At 42.2% G+C, this 17,768-nt stretch carries 18 protein-coding genes; 8 read left to right on the top strand and 10 right to left on the bottom strand.

The window, feature by feature from the left end; translation table 11 throughout:
* Nucleotides 1-152: 152 nt before the first annotated feature.
* From AC07E5_RS14810 to AC07E5_RS14820, 3 genes are read right to left on the bottom strand one after another with little or no spacing between them, the layout of a single operon-like run.
* Nucleotides 153-1,235 (bottom strand): DUF6670 family protein, encoded by a 1,083-nt coding sequence (locus tag AC07E5_RS14810; protein ID WP_104853049.1) that lies wholly within the window; start codon nucleotides 1,233-1,235, stop codon nucleotides 153-155.
* Between the two features lie 40 nt (nucleotides 1,236-1,275).
* On the bottom strand, nucleotides 1,276-2,100 hold the full coding sequence (pssA, locus tag AC07E5_RS14815) for a CDP-diacylglycerol--serine O-phosphatidyltransferase (protein ID WP_004976213.1): 825 nt from the start codon (nucleotides 2,098-2,100) through the stop codon (nucleotides 1,276-1,278).
* 43 nt (nucleotides 2,101-2,143) lie between these two features.
* Nucleotides 2,144-3,001, bottom strand: coding sequence for a 23S rRNA (adenine(2030)-N(6))-methyltransferase RlmJ (locus AC07E5_RS14820; protein ID WP_026438537.1), 858 nt, complete (start codon nucleotides 2,999-3,001; stop codon nucleotides 2,144-2,146).
* Nucleotides 3,002-3,117: 116 nt separating this feature from the next.
* Here AC07E5_RS14820 and AC07E5_RS14825 point away from each other — a divergent pair, with 116 nt between their 5' ends.
* Both AC07E5_RS14825 and AC07E5_RS14830 read left to right on the top strand, forming a co-directional pair.
* Nucleotides 3,118-3,720, top strand: a complete 603-nt coding sequence (locus tag AC07E5_RS14825) for a 2OG-Fe(II) oxygenase (RefSeq protein WP_180169080.1) — start codon at nucleotides 3,118-3,120, stop codon at nucleotides 3,718-3,720.
* An 86-nt stretch (nucleotides 3,721-3,806) separates the two neighbouring features.
* A complete protein-coding gene (locus AC07E5_RS14830) occupies nucleotides 3,807-4,334 on the top strand; it encodes a hypothetical protein (protein WP_154321050.1) in 528 nt (175 codons plus the stop codon).
* A gap of 62 nt (nucleotides 4,335-4,396) precedes the next feature.
* Here AC07E5_RS14830 and AC07E5_RS14835 read toward each other — a convergent pair whose 3' ends face one another.
* From AC07E5_RS14835 to AC07E5_RS14860, 6 genes are all read right to left on the bottom strand, one after another.
* A complete protein-coding gene (locus AC07E5_RS14835; RefSeq protein ID WP_026438086.1) occupies nucleotides 4,397-4,654 on the bottom strand; it encodes a DUF2789 family protein in 258 nt (85 codons plus the stop codon).
* A gap of 179 nt (nucleotides 4,655-4,833) precedes the next feature.
* On the bottom strand, nucleotides 4,834-5,082 hold the full coding sequence (locus AC07E5_RS14840) for a DUF2789 family protein (RefSeq protein WP_096901745.1): 249 nt from the start codon (nucleotides 5,080-5,082) through the stop codon (nucleotides 4,834-4,836).
* A gap of 205 nt (nucleotides 5,083-5,287) precedes the next feature.
* Nucleotides 5,288-6,499 (bottom strand): YeeE/YedE family protein, encoded by a 1,212-nt coding sequence (locus tag AC07E5_RS14845; protein WP_131261021.1) that lies wholly within the window; start codon nucleotides 6,497-6,499, stop codon nucleotides 5,288-5,290.
* A gap of 240 nt (nucleotides 6,500-6,739) precedes the next feature.
* Nucleotides 6,740-7,726: a malate dehydrogenase gene (locus tag AC07E5_RS14850; RefSeq protein ID WP_019836931.1), complete on the bottom strand. Its 987-nt coding sequence runs from the start codon at nucleotides 7,724-7,726 to the stop codon at nucleotides 6,740-6,742.
* 204 nt (nucleotides 7,727-7,930) lie between these two features.
* The gene (locus AC07E5_RS14855; RefSeq protein WP_179988453.1) at nucleotides 7,931-8,578 is read right to left on the bottom strand and encodes a ribonuclease T2 family protein; all 648 of its coding nucleotides are present in this window, start codon (nucleotides 8,576-8,578) and stop codon (nucleotides 7,931-7,933) included.
* Between the two features lie 106 nt (nucleotides 8,579-8,684).
* A complete protein-coding gene (locus AC07E5_RS14860) occupies nucleotides 8,685-10,571 on the bottom strand; it encodes a lytic transglycosylase domain-containing protein (protein ID WP_324529537.1) in 1,887 nt (628 codons plus the stop codon).
* A 358-nt stretch (nucleotides 10,572-10,929) separates the two neighbouring features.
* Between AC07E5_RS14860 and miaB the strand changes: the two genes are divergently transcribed.
* Genes miaB through ybeY form a run of 3 tightly spaced genes read left to right on the top strand, consistent with a single transcriptional unit; the run spans nucleotide 10,930 to nucleotide 14,023 of the window.
* Nucleotides 10,930-12,384, top strand: a complete 1,455-nt coding sequence (gene miaB, locus AC07E5_RS14865; protein ID WP_498625735.1) for a tRNA (N6-isopentenyl adenosine(37)-C2)-methylthiotransferase MiaB — start codon at nucleotides 10,930-10,932, stop codon at nucleotides 12,382-12,384.
* 39 nt (nucleotides 12,385-12,423) lie between these two features.
* Entirely contained in the window at nucleotides 12,424-13,497 is a 1,074-nt protein-coding gene (locus AC07E5_RS14870) for a PhoH family protein (protein WP_004976193.1), read from the top strand.
* Between the two features lie 43 nt (nucleotides 13,498-13,540).
* Nucleotides 13,541-14,023: an rRNA maturation RNase YbeY gene (ybeY, locus tag AC07E5_RS14875; RefSeq protein ID WP_004976192.1), complete on the top strand. Its 483-nt coding sequence runs from the start codon at nucleotides 13,541-13,543 to the stop codon at nucleotides 14,021-14,023.
* Between the two features lie 212 nt (nucleotides 14,024-14,235).
* On the opposite strand, the gene AC07E5_RS14880 is transcribed toward ybeY, so the two are convergent.
* The gene (locus tag AC07E5_RS14880) at nucleotides 14,236-15,093 is read right to left on the bottom strand and encodes an energy transducer TonB (protein WP_171062604.1); all 858 of its coding nucleotides are present in this window, start codon (nucleotides 15,091-15,093) and stop codon (nucleotides 14,236-14,238) included.
* 275 nt (nucleotides 15,094-15,368) lie between these two features.
* On the opposite strand from AC07E5_RS14880, the gene AC07E5_RS14885 reads away from it, so the two are divergent.
* The 3 genes from AC07E5_RS14885 (at nucleotide 15,369) to AC07E5_RS14895 (ending at nucleotide 17,606) form a co-directional block, all read left to right on the top strand.
* Nucleotides 15,369-16,043, top strand: coding sequence for a hypothetical protein (locus AC07E5_RS14885; protein WP_004976182.1), 675 nt, complete (start codon nucleotides 15,369-15,371; stop codon nucleotides 16,041-16,043).
* Between the two features lie 145 nt (nucleotides 16,044-16,188).
* Complete coding sequence (locus AC07E5_RS14890; RefSeq protein ID WP_004976176.1) at nucleotides 16,189-16,902, top strand: DUF3108 domain-containing protein; 714 nt, start codon at nucleotides 16,189-16,191, stop codon at nucleotides 16,900-16,902.
* Between the two features lie 128 nt (nucleotides 16,903-17,030).
* Nucleotides 17,031-17,606, top strand: coding sequence for a xanthine phosphoribosyltransferase (locus AC07E5_RS14895; RefSeq protein ID WP_498625737.1), 576 nt, complete (start codon nucleotides 17,031-17,033; stop codon nucleotides 17,604-17,606).
* The last annotated feature ends 162 nt before the right edge of the window (nucleotides 17,607-17,768 follow it).

The following is a 17,768-nucleotide window of genomic DNA, read 5'->3' on the forward strand; positions in this document are numbered from 1 at the left end:
TTATCAGAAGTTTTAATCTTCATCACCGCCGATGGATGTGCATTATAGGTGAAATATTTCGCCTTGCAACCCCTCTTTTTAAGTTTTATGAGTTTTTTAGTCCGAACGGTTATTTATTCGGCAAAATACTTCACTTTTCCACAAAATACTGTTTATTTCTTTTTCTTGATCATAAAAGGTTCAGGATTCATAACTACATCTGGCATTTTTTCTGGCTGATCATGTTCCTGCCATTTCAGTGCGCGGCAGTCGATATATTCACAATAGCCTCCTTCTCCTTGTTGTTGATCTCCATTTATAGCCAACTGATATTGAAAACTTCCGACATAACCTGCTGCAGCCCCAAATTTAAAATCACCACGACTCTGCGCCTGTAAATGAATTGAGGTGCCATCTTCATCTTGATAACGCCATTCAAACTCACGTGGCAAATACATACACTGACCTGTTGGCGTTTTTACTTTTGGATAAACCCGTTGAATATTAAATTGTACTTGCCCATCAAATACCCGAGTTTGCTCCGTGTTCGCATTTCGCAGATAGATTCGAGATTGCAAAATTCGATTCAACACATCACGACTTTGTAGCAATATCATTTGTTGCTGATGATTCAGATTAATCACTTGATAGCAAAAAAATGCCACAGCGAAATAAGGAAACTGGATTGAGCGGGCAAACTCAAAACTACCCAATTGCTCAATCTGAAAATGCTGATCTTTATAGCGTACACTTCCCTGACACTGACACAGCAAAGACCAATGTTCTGCCAAATTCATTCGCAATTTAGTGAAATATGAAATTGTAGAGCTTGTGGTGATCTTTAAATCAAAGCTAAGTTCGCTATCTTCACGTTGAATATGAAATTGCGGAAAGTGTCCAGTAATGCGCTCTTTATTGGCAAACTGAAAATACTCTGCAGTAAATACGCAATCATGTTGTATTGAATAATGATTGGACTGCCCCACCATGTGTGGGCTGCTACTACAAAGAATACTGGCTGTGTCTAAAGCTGAGGTTGTAATCACATTTTCAGGGCGCAGCATTGCGGTATTTAGGCTGCCCAATAAACCAATAAAGTTGAGATAATGTAAGGGTGCAGGCAAATTAGGAAGAATTAAGCCCTGATAGATAAATTTATAATGATGTTTTGGGGCGTGATAAGGCAGTTTGGCGGTTGCCGCAGGAGTTTGATTGAGTTGTTTGGAACGATCGAGAAAATCTTGAAACAGCTGCATATCAAACTCCTTGTGAGTTGATGCTTTTATGAAAGCTTAATTAACTCACTGCATTTTTTCTTGCCATAAAAGTGGTCACAAAACCTGAAAGTGCATAAATAATTGAAATCACTAAAATTCCAACAGGAATATTATAAGTCATGGCTGCAAGGATAAATACTGCGATTGGCAATACAAAAAACGGCACACGCTTACGATCAAAGGTTTTAAATGAATAATATTTAATATTGGAAATCATCAACAATCCTACTGCAATAATAATCACAGCATTGAGGATTTGTAGACCAATTTCACGAATATCATACAGTTCAGGAAAATCCCGTCCTACCCAAACCAGCGACACGATAATCAGCGCAGCCAAAGGACTTGCAACACCAATAAAGTAGCGTTTATCGACCACACCAATTTGCACATTAAAACGCGCCAAACGGAATGCGGCACAAGCCGTATAAACAAAGCAAGCCGCCAAGCCGATACGACCTAAATCATGCAAACTCCAGCTATACATCAAAATCGCAGGTGCAACACCAAAGGCGAGCATATCGGATAATGAATCAAACTGTTCGCCAAATGGACTTTGCGCACCAATCGCACGTGCCACACGACCATCTAAACCATCAAACAATGCTGCTAGAAAAATGGCATAAATCGCTTGGCTAAATTCGCCATTCATACTGGCAATAATGGAGTAAAAACCCGACAGCAAGGCTGCCGTGGTAATCAGGTTTGGCCACAGATAGATACCACGACGTTTCACCTTTTGCCCTTCACGGGTATGTTCTTCTTCCACCACTTCAAATGTAATTCCGTCATGCTCAAGATCACGGGAACTATATTCTCCTTCGGGTTTGGATGTGTTTGTCATTATTTTGTGTCCTAACTGTAACCTGAACGTCTATTTAAATTTTTTATTCGCCAACTAACCAACGCACTGCAGCATGTCCACCATGTTCTTGCATACGCAAGTGCGGGAACAACCATTGCAGGGCTTCATCTGCATCTTCAGAGAATTTCCATGGTGGATTAATCACCAATAAACCACAACCGTTTAAGCCCACAGGAGTATCGTCAGGCCACACACAAATTTCACAAATGAGTTGACGGCGAATACCTGTTTTAAACATTTTCTTTTCAAAACGTTCAATCATGGCGCGGTCTTTAATTGGATACCACACCGCAAATACGCCTGTTGGCCATTTTTTATGTGCAGCTGCCAATAATTCAACCAACTGAGGGAAATCTTTACGTTCCAATTCATACGGTGGATCAATCATCACCAAACCGCGTTTTTCTTTTGGTGGAATGACGCCCAATAAACCTTCGTAAGCATCACGCTCATGTAAACCTGCGCGTTTGTCACGAATGTTATGACGCAATTGCTGGAATACATCGCGCTGCATTTCAAAAATAGTTGCTTTGTCGATGTCACGCATACCTTGTAAAGCAAACCATGGCGAACCGGGATATGCACCTTGCCCATCCGTTTCACGCATTGCTTCAACCAGTTTTAAATACTGCTGTACGCCTTCTGGTGCCTGACGTTTGATTGAATCATCTAGTTTCACTAAACGATGAATACCATTTAAAAATTCGCCCGATTTTTGTGCAGGTGCTAAAGATAAGTCATATTTACCCGCACCGCCATGTGTATCGACATAGCGATAAGGTTTATCTTTGGCATTTAAACGTGTCAGAATTTGCAGCAATAAAACATGCTTCATGACATCGGCAAAGTTGCCCGCATGGAAATGGTGACGATAATTCATGTTTGGTTCATTCCTAAAATCAACCGACATTTTAGCATGAAAAAAAGTTTCATTCAGGAGCTTGTATTCCTCTAAAATAATCAGCTTGTCTTGCATTTTGTCTGAGTATCTATTTTATGGACGCCACACTGCTTCCAAAATCTTGGAATATTGATCAAATTCTTGAAGATTTAGATTTGCATGGTTTTGCCATGTTGGATGATGCCTATTCACTTGAATATCAACAACAAGTTCTCGCAGAGTGTAGTCAAAATTTAGATCAATTTCGTGAAGCAGCCATTCAAAATGGTGTGGTCAGCAAAATTCGCAGTGATCATATTTTATGGATTCACGAAAATTTAAGCATTGCACAACAACATACCCAAACCCTTTTGACTTTGGCCGAACAATTCAATCAGGCATTTTATTTAGGGATTCGTGAGGTCGAAGCGCATTTTGCCAGCTACCAAGCAGGTTCTTTTTATGCCTTGCACCGCGATAACCCACAACAAAAAAATGATCGGGTGATTTCTGCTGTCTATTATTTACACCCTGAATGGCAGACAGATTGGGGTGGACAACTACGTTTACAAGACAAACATGGAGCATGGCAAATTATAGAACCACGCCCAAATCGGATTGCAATTTTCCAAAGTGATTTATTGCACGAAGTTTTGCCTGCGACACAGCAACGTCTTTCCATTACCGCATGGCTACGCAGCGGCAATCAACTTTGGTAAAAACAGACCGCATTTTTCAGACTATTGGCTTTAAAACTGTAAATTTGCCCCGATGTAGAGCAAATATTGCTATCAGGAATTCACCCATGCGCAACTCGACTCAACAGCTTATTCAACGTATTGGGGAAACCGACCAACTTTTTTTACAAGGCAATACGCCTGAATTGGCATTAGAACGTGCCGATTTACGCTTACAATTGGTGAGTTTGAGCGAGTTACGCCAAGAACAGATTTACTTTTTGCAAGAAGCCATTGTGCTGTTGGAACAAGGTCGGATTGAATTTGAAGAAATACCGTTGACGCTGTATATCAACTTGTCTTTGCATTTAGCCAAAGCCTATATGATGTATTTTGAGCTGACCCGCGATGCAAAATACGCCTTAATTACTCAACAAATTTTAAAAGCCATGACTCATTATGCACATGGAGATATTTTCTTTTTCTTGGCTTATGCCAGCGCCAGTAAAAATGAAAGTGCACTGTGTCGCCACTGGTTAGGCAAGTACAGTAAAACTGCCGAATTTGATTTGGAACTCTTACAAATTCACCCTGCCTTTAACGCCTATCAAACCGAAGTCTGGTTTAAACAAATTCTCAAAAGCAGAATGCATTAAAAAAACGCCTCGTTCTGAGGCGTTTTTAATGAAAACATATTAAATATGACGATGACTTAAACCTAAACAGCTTGTAAACGATAAGCATCTAAATGCAATTGTTGATTGAGTTCATCAATCCAAATGGCCCAATCATCGTCTTGTACCAAATGACTGATTAAAAATTCACGTTGTGATTTATTCCAAAACGGCGCTTCATGTAAATTAATATGTGCAGGTAATTGATGCGTACGTACATACAGTTCAATGGCTGCAGGGCTGCTGGCTAAACCGAGTTGGCTGAATAACATGGCTAATGATGGAGTATTTTGCATGAGCACCTTGCCCCCTTTTATTAGTTTCGTTGTAATTCCTTATTCAACCAACTTATAACACTTTGTATAAAAAACCCAGTCTTCCGACTGGGTTTGTTGTATCTTTTTGTGAGCACGCAGTTTACTGGCGCTTTTTAGATGAAAAGTATTTGATTTAACTTAAAAACTTTTAACTTAAATACCGATTAAACACTCGGATGTTGATCACTATGTAATTGCTCATTTAAGGTTTCAATCACAATGGCCCAATCATCATCTTTTTTCCAATGGCTTTGCAAAAATTGGCGCTGCCCTTCCGTCCAAAACTCGGCACAGTGTAATTTGGTTTCTGCAGGTAATTGATGCTCACGAATAAATTGATCAATTGCTGCATCGTCAGCATCTAGACCCAATTGTTGAAATAACAGTTCTAAAGTCGGTTGTTGGTCAAACATGGCATCCTCCTTTGATTCGTCTTGTACTTTTAATGACCTTAACCTGCTTCGAGCCGCAATTCAGCAGCAGCCGAGTTGCAGCATGTTATTTTTTGTACGATGCGATATACCTAAAGCATCCCACTCAATATTCTTAACACGATGACAGGCAACAAAAAAGCCAGTCAATGTAAACCGACTGGCTTTCATCTACTTAAATTAAAAGTTAGCAACCTGTTAGTTTTTCAGGCTGTGGCTTTTCATTTGGAAAGAAGATTGGGCGCAATTTCACACCAATGGCATTCCCCATAAATGCAAATACTAGCCATAACCAACCATGCACACTGCCCGAAGCAATTCCGCTAAAGTATGCGCCAATGTTACAACCGTAGGCCAAACGTGCACCATAACCAAGTAATAAGCCACCTATAACAGCCGCAACCAGTGAACGGCGTGGAATATTAAAGTTCGGGGCAAATTTTCCAGCCAAACTTGCAGCAAGCAATGCACCCAACATAATGCCAAAATTCATCATAGAGGTGATGTCATGCCACAATGAATTTGCCAATGCTTTAGCATTGCCTGACTGCTGCCAATAATCCCAAGCGCTTACATCTACACCCGCAAAAACAGCAACTTTTGCAGCCCAAACTGCAAGCGCAGAAGTCACGCCCCACGGACGACCAGCCAATACCAAGGTAGCAAAATTCAGCAGCGTTAAAATAAGCCCACCCCAAATTAACGGCCAAGGACCTTTGAGGAAACGCTTCCAACCATGGTACTGACTTTGCGGCTCGACTTCTAAACTGCCATGACGTTTCTTTTCAAAAAACACGGTTGCGGCAGCAATCACAGCAAAAATAACAAAGCTTAGAATAAGTGCAGGAATCACCCCAAAACTTTCGACAATCGAGATTGGCGCCAAATGCGGCAGATTAAACCACCAATCTAAATGCGAAGTGGCAATCAGTGAACCTAAGCAGAAGAAAAATAGCGTAACCAACATACGCGCACTGCCACCGCCTACCGTGTATAGCGTACCCGATGCACAGCCACCCCCCAACTGCATGCCAATACCAAAAATAAAAGCACCAATCATGACCGACATCGACACAGGATTGACATTGCCCTTGACGGGATTGCCAAACAACTCACCTGCACCTAAAGCAGGAAAGAACAACAACACCGCCAAGCCCAGCATAATCATTTGAGCCCGCAAACCACGACCACGACGTTCTTTAATAAACACACGCCAGCTAGAAGTAAAACCAAAAGAGGCGTGATACAACGTCATCCCCAAAGCACCACCAATTAAAAATAACAGTGCTTGATTTAGACCCACGATTTGATAGGCGCCGATAGTACCGACAACAAGTAAGATAAAAGCCACCCAAACCGAAACATTCGATCTATGGGCACTTGCAACAATAACTGACATGACAAAGAGAAGATTTGAAAAAGGAAACCCGCGTATTCTAAGCAATTTCCCCTACCGTGCAGGTCAATCGACCTATTTTATAGTCGCTTATCCATTCTGATATTTGATAAGCAATATGAGCTTAGCTGATGATAGGCTTTTAATTGCAAAGATAAAATCAAGCGCAAAAAAATGCCAGTCAACTTTTAGGTTGACTGGCATCACTCCCGAAGGAGTTTTAACTTAATCTAGCAGATTAAATTATTTAATCATGTCAGCAATTGCTGCGCGTTCTTCTTCAAGTTCGTTTAACGTGAAGTTGATACGCTCACGGCTGAACTCGTCGATTTCAAGACCTTGAACGATTTTGTATTCGCCATTTTCGCAAGTTACAGGGAAACCGAACATTACGCCTTCAGGAATACCGTAAGAACCGTCAGAAGGAATACCCATAGTTACCCATTCGCCGTTTGTGCCAAGCGCCCAATCACGCATGTGGTCAATTGCAGCGTTTGCAGCAGATGCAGCAGAAGATAAACCACGTGCTTCGATGATCGCAGCGCCACGCTTACCAACTGTAGGAAGGAATACGTCTTTGTTCCATTCAGCATCGTTGATTTTGTCTTTTAAGCTTTCTCCATTTGCAGTTGCAAAACGGTAGTCAGCATACATTGTTGGAGAGTGGTTACCCCAAACTGTCATTGTTTTGATGTCAGAAACAGCAACGCCAGCTTTTTGAGCAAGTTGAGTTAACGCGCGGTTGTGGTCAAGACGTAACATTGCTGTGAAGTTTTTCGCTGGAAGATCTGGAGCAGATTTCATTGCGATGTAAGCATTCGTGTTCGCTGGGTTACCAACAACTAGAACTTTAACATCACGGCTAGCAACTTCGTTAAGTGCTTGACCTTGACCAATAAAGATTTCACCGTTTACTTTAAGAAGGTCAGCACGCTCCATACCAGGACCACGTGGACGAGAACCAACCAATAACGCGTAGTCAGCATCTTTAAATGCCACTTTAGGATCATCAGTACCGATCATGCCAGCCAATAATGGGAAAGCACAGTCGTCAAGTTCCATCATTACGCCTTTAAGCGCAGCTTGAGCTTTCTCAAAAGGAACTTCTAATAATTGAAGGATAACTGGTTGGTCTTTACCCAACATTTCACCGCTAGCGATACGGAATAATAGGCTGTAACCAATTTGACCAGCAGCGCCAGTAACGGCAACGCGAACAGGTTGCTTCATGTAATTATCTCCAATTGAGAGGATAGTCAATGCGATTAAATAGCTGTTCTATCTAATCTTAATAATCATAAACGCGAAAGATTGTACTCCAATCATTCAGCGGATGCATGCAAAAGCGCATCAAATTCCACAAAAGTCTGATAGAAAATATGAATAAAATTTCTCAAAAAGCTTAAAATTCAGAAATTACAGTCACCTAGCAAACTAGTAAGAACCTTTAATGACAAACTGATTCGGGCAATTTGATTCAATCGCTGCACCGCACTGCTTATAGCGTCCTGCGGTGTTATAACAAATTTTGATTTCAGTTAAATAACTTTTACCTTGATGGTTAGAGCACTGAAAATGCACGCTTTTTGATGACATACCTGAATTGGACTTGAGAAACAAACTCCGTAGTTGTGACAATTGCACCGTCTGCGTGTCTTGGCCTGTCAATACCGAAGGCACGTTCATCCGATCTGCATTATTAATAATCATGCGAAAATACTGACTGGCATTCATGGGCACACAGCCGCCAATACCTTGCCACAATTGTATCCGTGCAGCTTCATCAGGCATGACTCGCGCCACTACCTTCGCTTGTAGCGGCGGTAACTTTGCCGATGAATGGGTGCTACATTCACGCGTGGCTACTTCGGGATATAAACCCTCAATATTCAGTGAGTAACCTTCTAAACATTTACGCTTTTTGCTTTTGCTCGAATCGATTAAACACACGGCGGGCGTCATTTGCACGGACATCACATAGCCTTGCACGGGGGCAGAAAATGTATTTTGCGTACACAAAACCAAAGCTGTACCACTCAAACCGAGCAATGTAACTTGAATTGGCTGTAAAACTGTACTCATCCACATTTTCAATGCTTCAGCCCCCTAAATTCTTATACACCCAATGACTCACGCATCTATATATCAACACGCATGATCATCTAACTGTATCACTTGTAACATTTTCCTAAGGTGTATTCCGAGATGGAATATGTTGCATACGGCTACTCATTGATTGTCCACCCTGCCCCAACAGCACACCATAGTGCGTGGCATTGGTCATGACATGCTTGACATAGTCACGTGTTTCCAACAAAGGAATGCTTTCAGTATATTGGTCTGCCGCAATTTGCTGAAACTCTGGCTGCCAACGGCGTGCACGATTTGGCCCGGCGTTGTATCCTGCTGTGGCCAGCACAGGGCTATTGCTTAATTGTCGCTGAATGGTCGACAAATAAAATGTACCGTAGCGGATGTTGGTATTCATGTCACTGAGTGCAGCAGGATTATAAGTTTCACCCATTTGTCGTGCAACCAAACGTGCCGTGTCTGGCATAATTTGCATGAGTCCACCTGCACCTACATGCGAACGTGCAGTAGTATTAAAACGGCTTTCTTGACGCATCAAACCATAAGCCCAAGCAGGGTCAATACCTGCATTTTGACTGTGGCTCACCACATAATTACGATGTGGCATAGCATAACGGTAACTATAGTTGTGCTTATTCACAGTACGATCTGCTGCATAAATGGCACGATCATACCAACCCATATCGGTCGCACGCTTAGCCGCTGCTAAAATCAAACCATCATCCTGTCTTAAATACGCCTGACGTACCGCCCAGTTCCATTCACGGTTGATATAATTGGCAGGTGCATTAATTTCACGCAAGGCAAAGGCACGGTTAAAGTGAATATCCTGATTTAAACGCTGTAAATCATTGGTTGTCGGCTGGCTATTTACTGGAATGGCATTGTAACGCTGCCCAAGACGATCTTTTGCTAATAAGTTGTGATAATCATCGCCCTGTGCCAACTGTTTATAAATATTTTGCGCGCTGCGTTTCGATGCTGCATCACCACGTTGTTCTGAGGCACGAGCCAACCAGTATTGCCAACGGTCTTCTTGTTTCTGAGTCACACTCATGCTGTCTACTGCACGAATCACACTTTCCCATGCACCAAAGCGGATGGCCTGTCGGGCATAGATTTCTGCTTCTTCGGGGCTAAATGGCAAGCCATAACTGGCATCTAAGGCGCTTAACACTTCACGGTTGAAATTATTTTTCATCACCGTGGTGCCACCAATATAGCCTACTGCACGGTGCAACGCTTTTTGTACGGCATCGGGTGTACCCTCTGCGCTCCGTTTTAGTGAAGACAAGGCCGAATCCAGATCACTGTCAGCCAAACGACCTATGGCATAAATTAAATAAGCGTGATCTTCATTGCTGGCTTTTGGGGCCGACCATAAATAATTCAGTGGATTGGCCTGAATACTGTTCAGTTGTGCCAAACTCAGATTCATACCTAAACTTTGCGCAGTCGCCAAAGCTTGCCCGGACTGCCCTGCACGCAGTTGTCCCCACAAACGCTGCTGCTTGTCTTGCTGAGTCATAATTGGACTAGAGAGCATCATTCGACCTAGACCTGTACAAGATTCAGGTTGTGAGTTCGTGGTCAACCAAACATCTTTAAATTCCGCGACCACCAAAGGATCACCCGAACGGGTACGAACTTGTGCCATGGCACAGCTTTCGGCCTGATCAGCATTACTCACATAGGCAAGCACAGGTTGTGCACTGCTAAAATCGGCCTGTTTCACTTTTTCTTCGATGTAATCGGCTGCGAGTTTTTCTGCCATCGCTGATTGTGGATGGCGCTGTGCAAACTGAACAATTGCACTGGCAGGTTGCATGCCCAAATTGGTGTTCAATGCCCAGTATTCAGGATAATAGCCCAATACATCATTTTGCATGGCGTATTGATACTGCTGCAATAAATCGACATCACCTGAATTGGCGGCACGTAACGCATCATTGAACTGTTCATTTGCCGCATGCGTACTTGCCATGACTGCAAACGAAACAAGGCTCAAAGCAAGCTTTTTAGCTAAATTATTATTTTGTTTCATCATTTGCAGCATTCGCTTGCTTTCGGTCATTTACTTCTGCCTCGAGATCCGCATCCAATCATTCAGCTTAGTTTAATTAGTCTAGAACCCAAGTTGTGTTCTGTTATGTAACCTTATGATTAGACACTATTAATCTTGAAATCAATCTTCCAACAATTTTACTTCACATTTCAAGTATGTGATGCACGGATTAAAGGCTGTCAGTTTATCTTGAATTCCTGCTAAAATACGCCCCTCTGTTTTATCTATTCCGTTTATTTTTATAAACGAACTCGTGAATTATCTCTTAGGAGCCTACATGACGGTTCAAACCTTCATCCCGAATGGTGCCCAAGCTGCCTCAGAAAACACTGTTACCCAGCCACAGCACACCCCAGCCGACGGTTCAGTTAAAAAACTGTATATCGAAACGCAAGGGTGTCAGATGAATGAGTATGACAGTCACCGTATGGCAGACCTTTTGGGCGACTCGCACGGCTATGTGCTGACCAGCAACCCTGCCGATGCCGATATTTTGCTCATGAACACCTGTTCAATTCGTGAAAAAGCCCAAGAAAAAGTATTTTCTGAATTAGGACGTTGGCGCAAGCTTAAAGAAAAAAATCCTGATTTGGTCATTGGTGTAGGCGGTTGCGTGGCTTCTCAAGAAGGCGACAACATTCAAAAACGCGCACCGTATGTGGATATGATTTTTGGCCCACAAACCTTGCACCGCTTGCCACAAATGCTTGATCAGCACCACGATCAAGTTGAAAAACCAAAGAAAGAAAAAATCAAACTGGTGGATATTTCTTTCCCAGACATCGAAAAATTCGACTTTTTACCTGAACCACGTGTTGAAGGGTTTAAAGCTTTTGTGTCGATTATGGAAGGCTGTTCAAAATACTGTTCTTTCTGCGTAGTGCCTTACACGCGCGGTGAAGAAGTTTCACGTCCTTTAGATGATGTCTTGGCTGAAATTGCGACTTTGGCTGAAAAAGGCGTGCGTGAAATTAGCTTGCTCGGTCAAAACGTAAATGGTTACCGTGGTGAGACTTTTGACGGCAAAATTTGTACTTTTGCAGATTTACTGCGCTTGGTTGCCGAAGTGCCTGGCATTGGTCGTATTCGTTACACCACGTCGCACCCACTTGAATTTAATGATGATTTAATTCAATGCTACCGTGATTTACCGCAAATGGTGTCGCATTTACACTTGCCTGTACAAAGTGGCTCGAACGATGTGCTACAAACCATGAAACGTAACCACACCATTGATGTGTATATCGACAAGATTGCCAAGTTACGTAAAGTGCGCCCAGATATGCATTTATCTAGCGATTTTATTATTGGCTTCCCTGGTGAAACCGATCAAAACTTTGAAGAAACTTATCAGTTTATTCAAGATATGGATTTTGACCACTCGTACAGTTTCATCTATTCAAAACGTCCAGGTACGCCTGCATCTGAACTTGAAGACACCACACCTGAAGATGTGAAAAAAGAACGTTTAGCCAAAGTTCAACAATGGATCAAACAATCGAGTATTGATAAGACCGATGCCATGCTAGGTACGGTGCAACGTGTCCTGATTGAAAATGTTTCTGACAAAGATCCAAACATTTTGGTCGGCACAGCAGACAATACACGTTTAGTAACATTTATTGGTGACCCTGCTTGGGTCGGACGCTTTGCGGAGATTGAGATTACCGAGATTAAAACTTTGAATTTAGTTTACGGTGAACTCTTGAATCTTGAGCCTGACGTGGCGTAATGTAGGAGCTAAAGTCCAATAACAGATTAAGGAATTCTCTTGACTGCAGCGATTCGACGTACAGTAACTTTTCCTGGTATTTCAATGGAACGTTTAAAAAGCATGCTCGGTGCTTATAACGGACATTTGAAACAAATCGAACAACGCCTAGACGTCCAAATTTCCCATCGTGGTGACGCCTTTTTTATAGATGGGGAAATTGATGCAGTTGAGCGAGCCGAAACGCTCTTGCAACGCCTGCATGAAGAAGCGGAAAGCTCTGCACAAATTAGTGCAGACACGCTCCACATGATGATTCAGGGCAGTCAGACTGACCGTGAATTACAATCGGATGATGGGCAAGAGCATACTGGATTGGATGCTGTTTGGTTGCAAACCCGCAAAGGGCGCATTAATCCACGCGGTGCCAATCAAAAGCGTTATGTGCAACGTATTTTGCAAAGTGATATTTCATTTGGTATTGGCCCTGCAGGTACGGGTAAAACCTATTTGGCTGTTGCCGCTGCCGTAGATATGTTGGAACGCAATGAAATCCAGCGGATTCTATTGGTGCGCCCTGCGGTTGAAGCGGGTGAAAAACTGGGCTTCTTACCGGGTGATTTAACCCAGAAAATTGACCCGTATTTGCGTCCCCTTTATGATGCCCTGTATGAAATGCTCGGCTTTGAAAAAGTTGCTAAGCTGATTGAACGTCAAGTGATTGAAGTTGCACCACTGGCGTATATGCGTGGTCGTACCCTCAACCACTCTTTTGTGATTTTGGATGAAGCCCAGAACACCACGCCTGAACAGATGAAGATGTTCCTGACCCGTTTAGGGTTTGGTTCACGTGCAGTGATTACCGGTGATGTGACTCAGGTGGATTTACCACGTGGTCAGCAGTCTGGTCTGGCACATGCCTTACGTGTGATTGATAAAATCCCTGAAATTCATATTACTCGTTTCCATTCTCGTGATGTCGTGCGTCACCAGCTGGTTCAGAAAATTGTTGAAGCCTATGAAGGCTGGGACAGTGAGCAACAGCGTTTAAGTGCCGAAGCGCGTGCAGAACGTAAAGCGCGCCAGGAAGCATTAATTGCGGAAAATGATGCCGCAGCAGATGCACAGCACTAATCGCTGTGCGCTCTGCAACCTACTGAAGTATTAAGGATTCATTTTGAAATTAAGTCTCAGCCTGCAACAGGACATTCAAGCGCCTGAGCTGGTGTTAAAACGTGCCTATCTGAAAAAAGTAGTCGAAACCACTTTAAGACATATAGACACCCAAAGTGATTGTGAAATTGGAATTGCCTGTGTCGATCATGCCGAAAGTCACAAGCTCAATCTGGAATATCGCAAAAAAGACAAATCTACCAACGTCTTGTCTTTCCCAAGCGATTTACCCGATGAAATGGCACAAGTTTTGCCGAGCTTCCCTATTGGGGATTTGGTAATTTGTATTCCTGTGGTTTTACAGGAAGCTGCAGAACAAGCCAAAACACCATTAGCGCATTTCACTCACATGCTAGTACATGGCACGCTGCACCTTATGGGCTATGATCATGAAACCTCAGATGAGGATGCCGAAGAAATGGAAGCTTTAGAAGTTGAGATTCTTGCCAAGTTGGGTTTGGATAATCCATACATGGAAAGAGATTGAATTTTAAGTTTTAGAAAATCATAAAAATAGCGGGCTAAGGCTCGCTTTTTTGTTTAAAACTACTCCCTCCCAATGGGAGGGAGAACATTCATTAGAGTCCCATGATTGCTAAATACCAGAAGAACATTGCTGCGTAAAGCAGAGAGTAGATTCTTGTTACTTGTCCACAAAGTCCTCTCTCCCTTTGAGAGAGAGCCAGAGAGAGGGAAAAACTAGCGCACCTCAAACTCAGCTTCAGCAGGGTCAAAACGCCACGTCCGTACAATCCGCAATTCAGAAATATCTTTCATTTTGGCATCAAATGCACCAAAAGGTGCGGCTTTACGCACCGAAGCTTTGGCTGCTTCATCTAGCATGGCATGTCCTGAACTTTCAATTAAACGAATGGCACGAATCCCACCATTGTTGTTCAAAATCACCATTAAACGTACTTCGCCTGCCAAATTCTGTGCTTTGGCTTGTTCTGGATAATAACGGTTACCATAAAATTCGACTTTTTGACGGAATTTTTCCATATAACCAGCGGTGTTGTCTTGCTTGGCCTGAATCCCATCGATGGTTTTAATTTTTTGCTGACGGCTAAAATTTTGTTGGCGTTGTAAATATTGCGCTTCAATACTGGCGACCATGGCAGCCTTAGCTTGGAATTGGCTATTCAACTCCTGCATGGCTTTTTTGCGCTGATTTTCTGCAGCCTGTTTTTGCCAACTGAGCGTGGTCATCAATACTTTTTCTTCAAAGTTTAATTCACGCTGTTGCTGCATACGCTCTAAACTTTCCAATTGCTGCTCCCCTGCACTTTGTTCAGTCATGGGTGCAGGCATATCACTCGACATGCGATGTTCTTCACGGAACGTACCTGAACCTTGCTGATCGGCTTGGGCTAAGAAATCTGCATCTTCAACTTTTGCATCGCTCATGCGTACCGATACCGCAATCTCTTTGACCGCAGCATCGCTTTGTTGCGGTGCAGCAAACTGCACGGCCAAAATTAATGCGTGCAATACAGCAGCCACCAGCAACGCTGCAGCAAAAATAGGATCTTTCCACCAATCTTGCGTAGAAGGCATCAATTGAATTTTTTTTAGCATCACATTAATCCGACAAAACGTCTGATTCCCCAAGCCGCCAAATGCGGTATAAACTAAAGAGCATATTACTTTGCTCAGTTTTTGCTTTTCTGCAAAACTGCGAAGTTCATCAAAAAGCTGACTACTGAGCCTTAAAATCTTAAAAATGGTGCAACTTATTTTGCTAAACTGCAAGCTTCTATGCCTGTATTTTTAATACAATTCGACAAAATATTTGTATCTGTAAAGAATGAATGAACGACTTGGACGGCCGTATGCAAACCCTGATCACCAATATCTCTCAACGTATCCGTCAAGTGTACCAAAAAGCGGAAGGATTTATTGAGGATGAACGTGAATTTCCATTATCTCAGGTCTTCTTAAATGCGACTTTTCAGCGCTTTGTGACCGATAATGTGAAAATGTTGCAAGATCTGCACGCAGACTTACACGACGACTGGTTACGTCTTTATGCAACCCTAGATTACAACGGCTTGAACATCACTCTGTCTGTCGATTTAAAATTAGTACAGATGGAATTGAATAAAGATACTCAGCTGATTGTGTTTGAACAAATTAGTGACACGCAGGTGATTGAAGCAAGTTATCCAAGTTTTTTGCATAAAATCGCTGTGAAGTGCGCTTTATTTTACTATCAAAAAATACGCAATGATGACCCTTTAGGCATGATTTTAGAAAAACTCAAAGTCATTAAAGTCAAAGATGATTTGCTGCATTTAGATTTAAATCGCTGGTTGGGCAAAAGCCGCTCTATCATTGACACACTCAGCAAAGTTCATGTGAATCATGCGGTATTACGTGAAGCGGAATTGGTGCTCACTGGCAACGTCAATTTAACGGCGTTGTTCCGCAAAATGTCTGAAGAAAGACTAGAAGATGTGGAAGAATCTCTTGCAGATACGCAAGTCACACCGCTGAAACAAAAATAAAGCTAAGCTGAAACTTTAGAAGAGAATACATACAGGAAAACTACACAAGCCGCATAATTCCTAATTTTCTCTTCATATTCAACGCGTATAATGGCAACAAGCAAGCAAATTGCATCTCCCTACATACAGAGGAAATATCTCAGCAATGGCAAATCATGTATTGAAAAAAATGGGTATGGCAGCCGGTGTGTCTACAGCACTGTTTTTGGCTGGTTTCTCTAGCCAAACATTTGCCATGAGTCCTTTCCAAGCCAGTTATCAATTTAACTACAATGGTAAAAACTTAGGTTCTGCAACACGTACTTTAAGCCAAACAGGTAACCAATGGAGTTATGTGTTTGCTGCCAAAGCAGGCGTGATTGCCTCTGCTACAGAAACTAGCCGTTTTAGTTTTAATAATGGCAAAATTGGCTCATCTAGCTTTAGCCGCAGCAGTAAGATTTTGGTGCATAACAACACCATGAGTATTAACTTCAATCCTTCGGCGAAAACCATTAACACCAAAAAGGACAGCGACACCCGTTCTTTTGCGTGGAAAGCGGGCGTGTTGGATGAGTTGAATGCGGAACTGCAAATCCGTGAAGACTTAAAAAGTGGCGGTTTAAAATCGAGCTACTATATTGCCGATAATAAAGAGGTGGAATCACGTCGCTTTATTAAGCAAGGTTCAGAAAAAATCAAAACCAGTTATGGTACTTTTGATACCATTAAAGTGGTGCTGAAACACAACAAACCAAACCGTGATACGATTTTCTGGTTGGCACCAAAACTTGACTACTTGCCTGTCAAAGTTACCCACCAAGACAAAGACAAGTCTTATGGATTATTACTCACAGGCTATAAAGGCCCGACCAACTAATTTAGAATATAACTACTGAGCAAAGCTTGGCAGTTATTCACCATTTGGTAAATTGTTCTTGCATTTTTTCAGGTGCTTTTTAAAATACGCTTTTGCTTTGAAAAGCACCTGCTCTTGAGGATTCTCCCGTGCATGCACTAGAACAGAAAATTTTAGCCGAAGGTATCGTTCTATCTGAAGCGGTTCTAAAAGTCGACTCTTTCTTAAACCATCAAATTGACCCTGTGATGATGCAGCAAATTGGTCAAGAATTTGCGCGTTTGTTTAAAGATGCAGGCATCACCAAAATTATTACCATCGAAGCTTCTGGCATTGCACCAGCTGTGATGGCAGGTTTAGAGCTTGGCGTACCTGTAATTTTTGCACGTAAATATCAATCTTTAACCTTAAAAGATGATTTATACCGCTCTAAAGTATTTTCATTTACCAAGCAAACTGAAAGCACGATTGCCATTTCAAACAAACATATCAGCGCGAGCGACAAAGTCTTGGTGATTGATGACTTTTTGGCAAATGGTCAAGCTGCACTTGGTTTGGCAGATTTAATCCATCAAGCCAATGCAGAAGTCGTGGGTATTGGGATTGTGATTGAAAAATCATTCCAACCGGGTCGTGAATTATTGCTTGAAAAAGGCTATCGTGTTGAATCATTGGCACGGGTAAAGTCTTTGGCAAACGGTACTGTTGAATTTGTACCCGATTAAGGTCGATTAAAACTGATGTTGTTTCATCATTTAGACCTTATGATCAAAGAGTGCTTAGGCGCTCTTTTTTATGCTTTTTTTCAAACTTAAACAACTCATTTACATATATTTTATTTACAAAACTGTGGTGCTACGCCATGCTGCACTTGAAATAACAGTGTT

This window comes from Acinetobacter seohaensis (genome assembly GCF_056431365.1).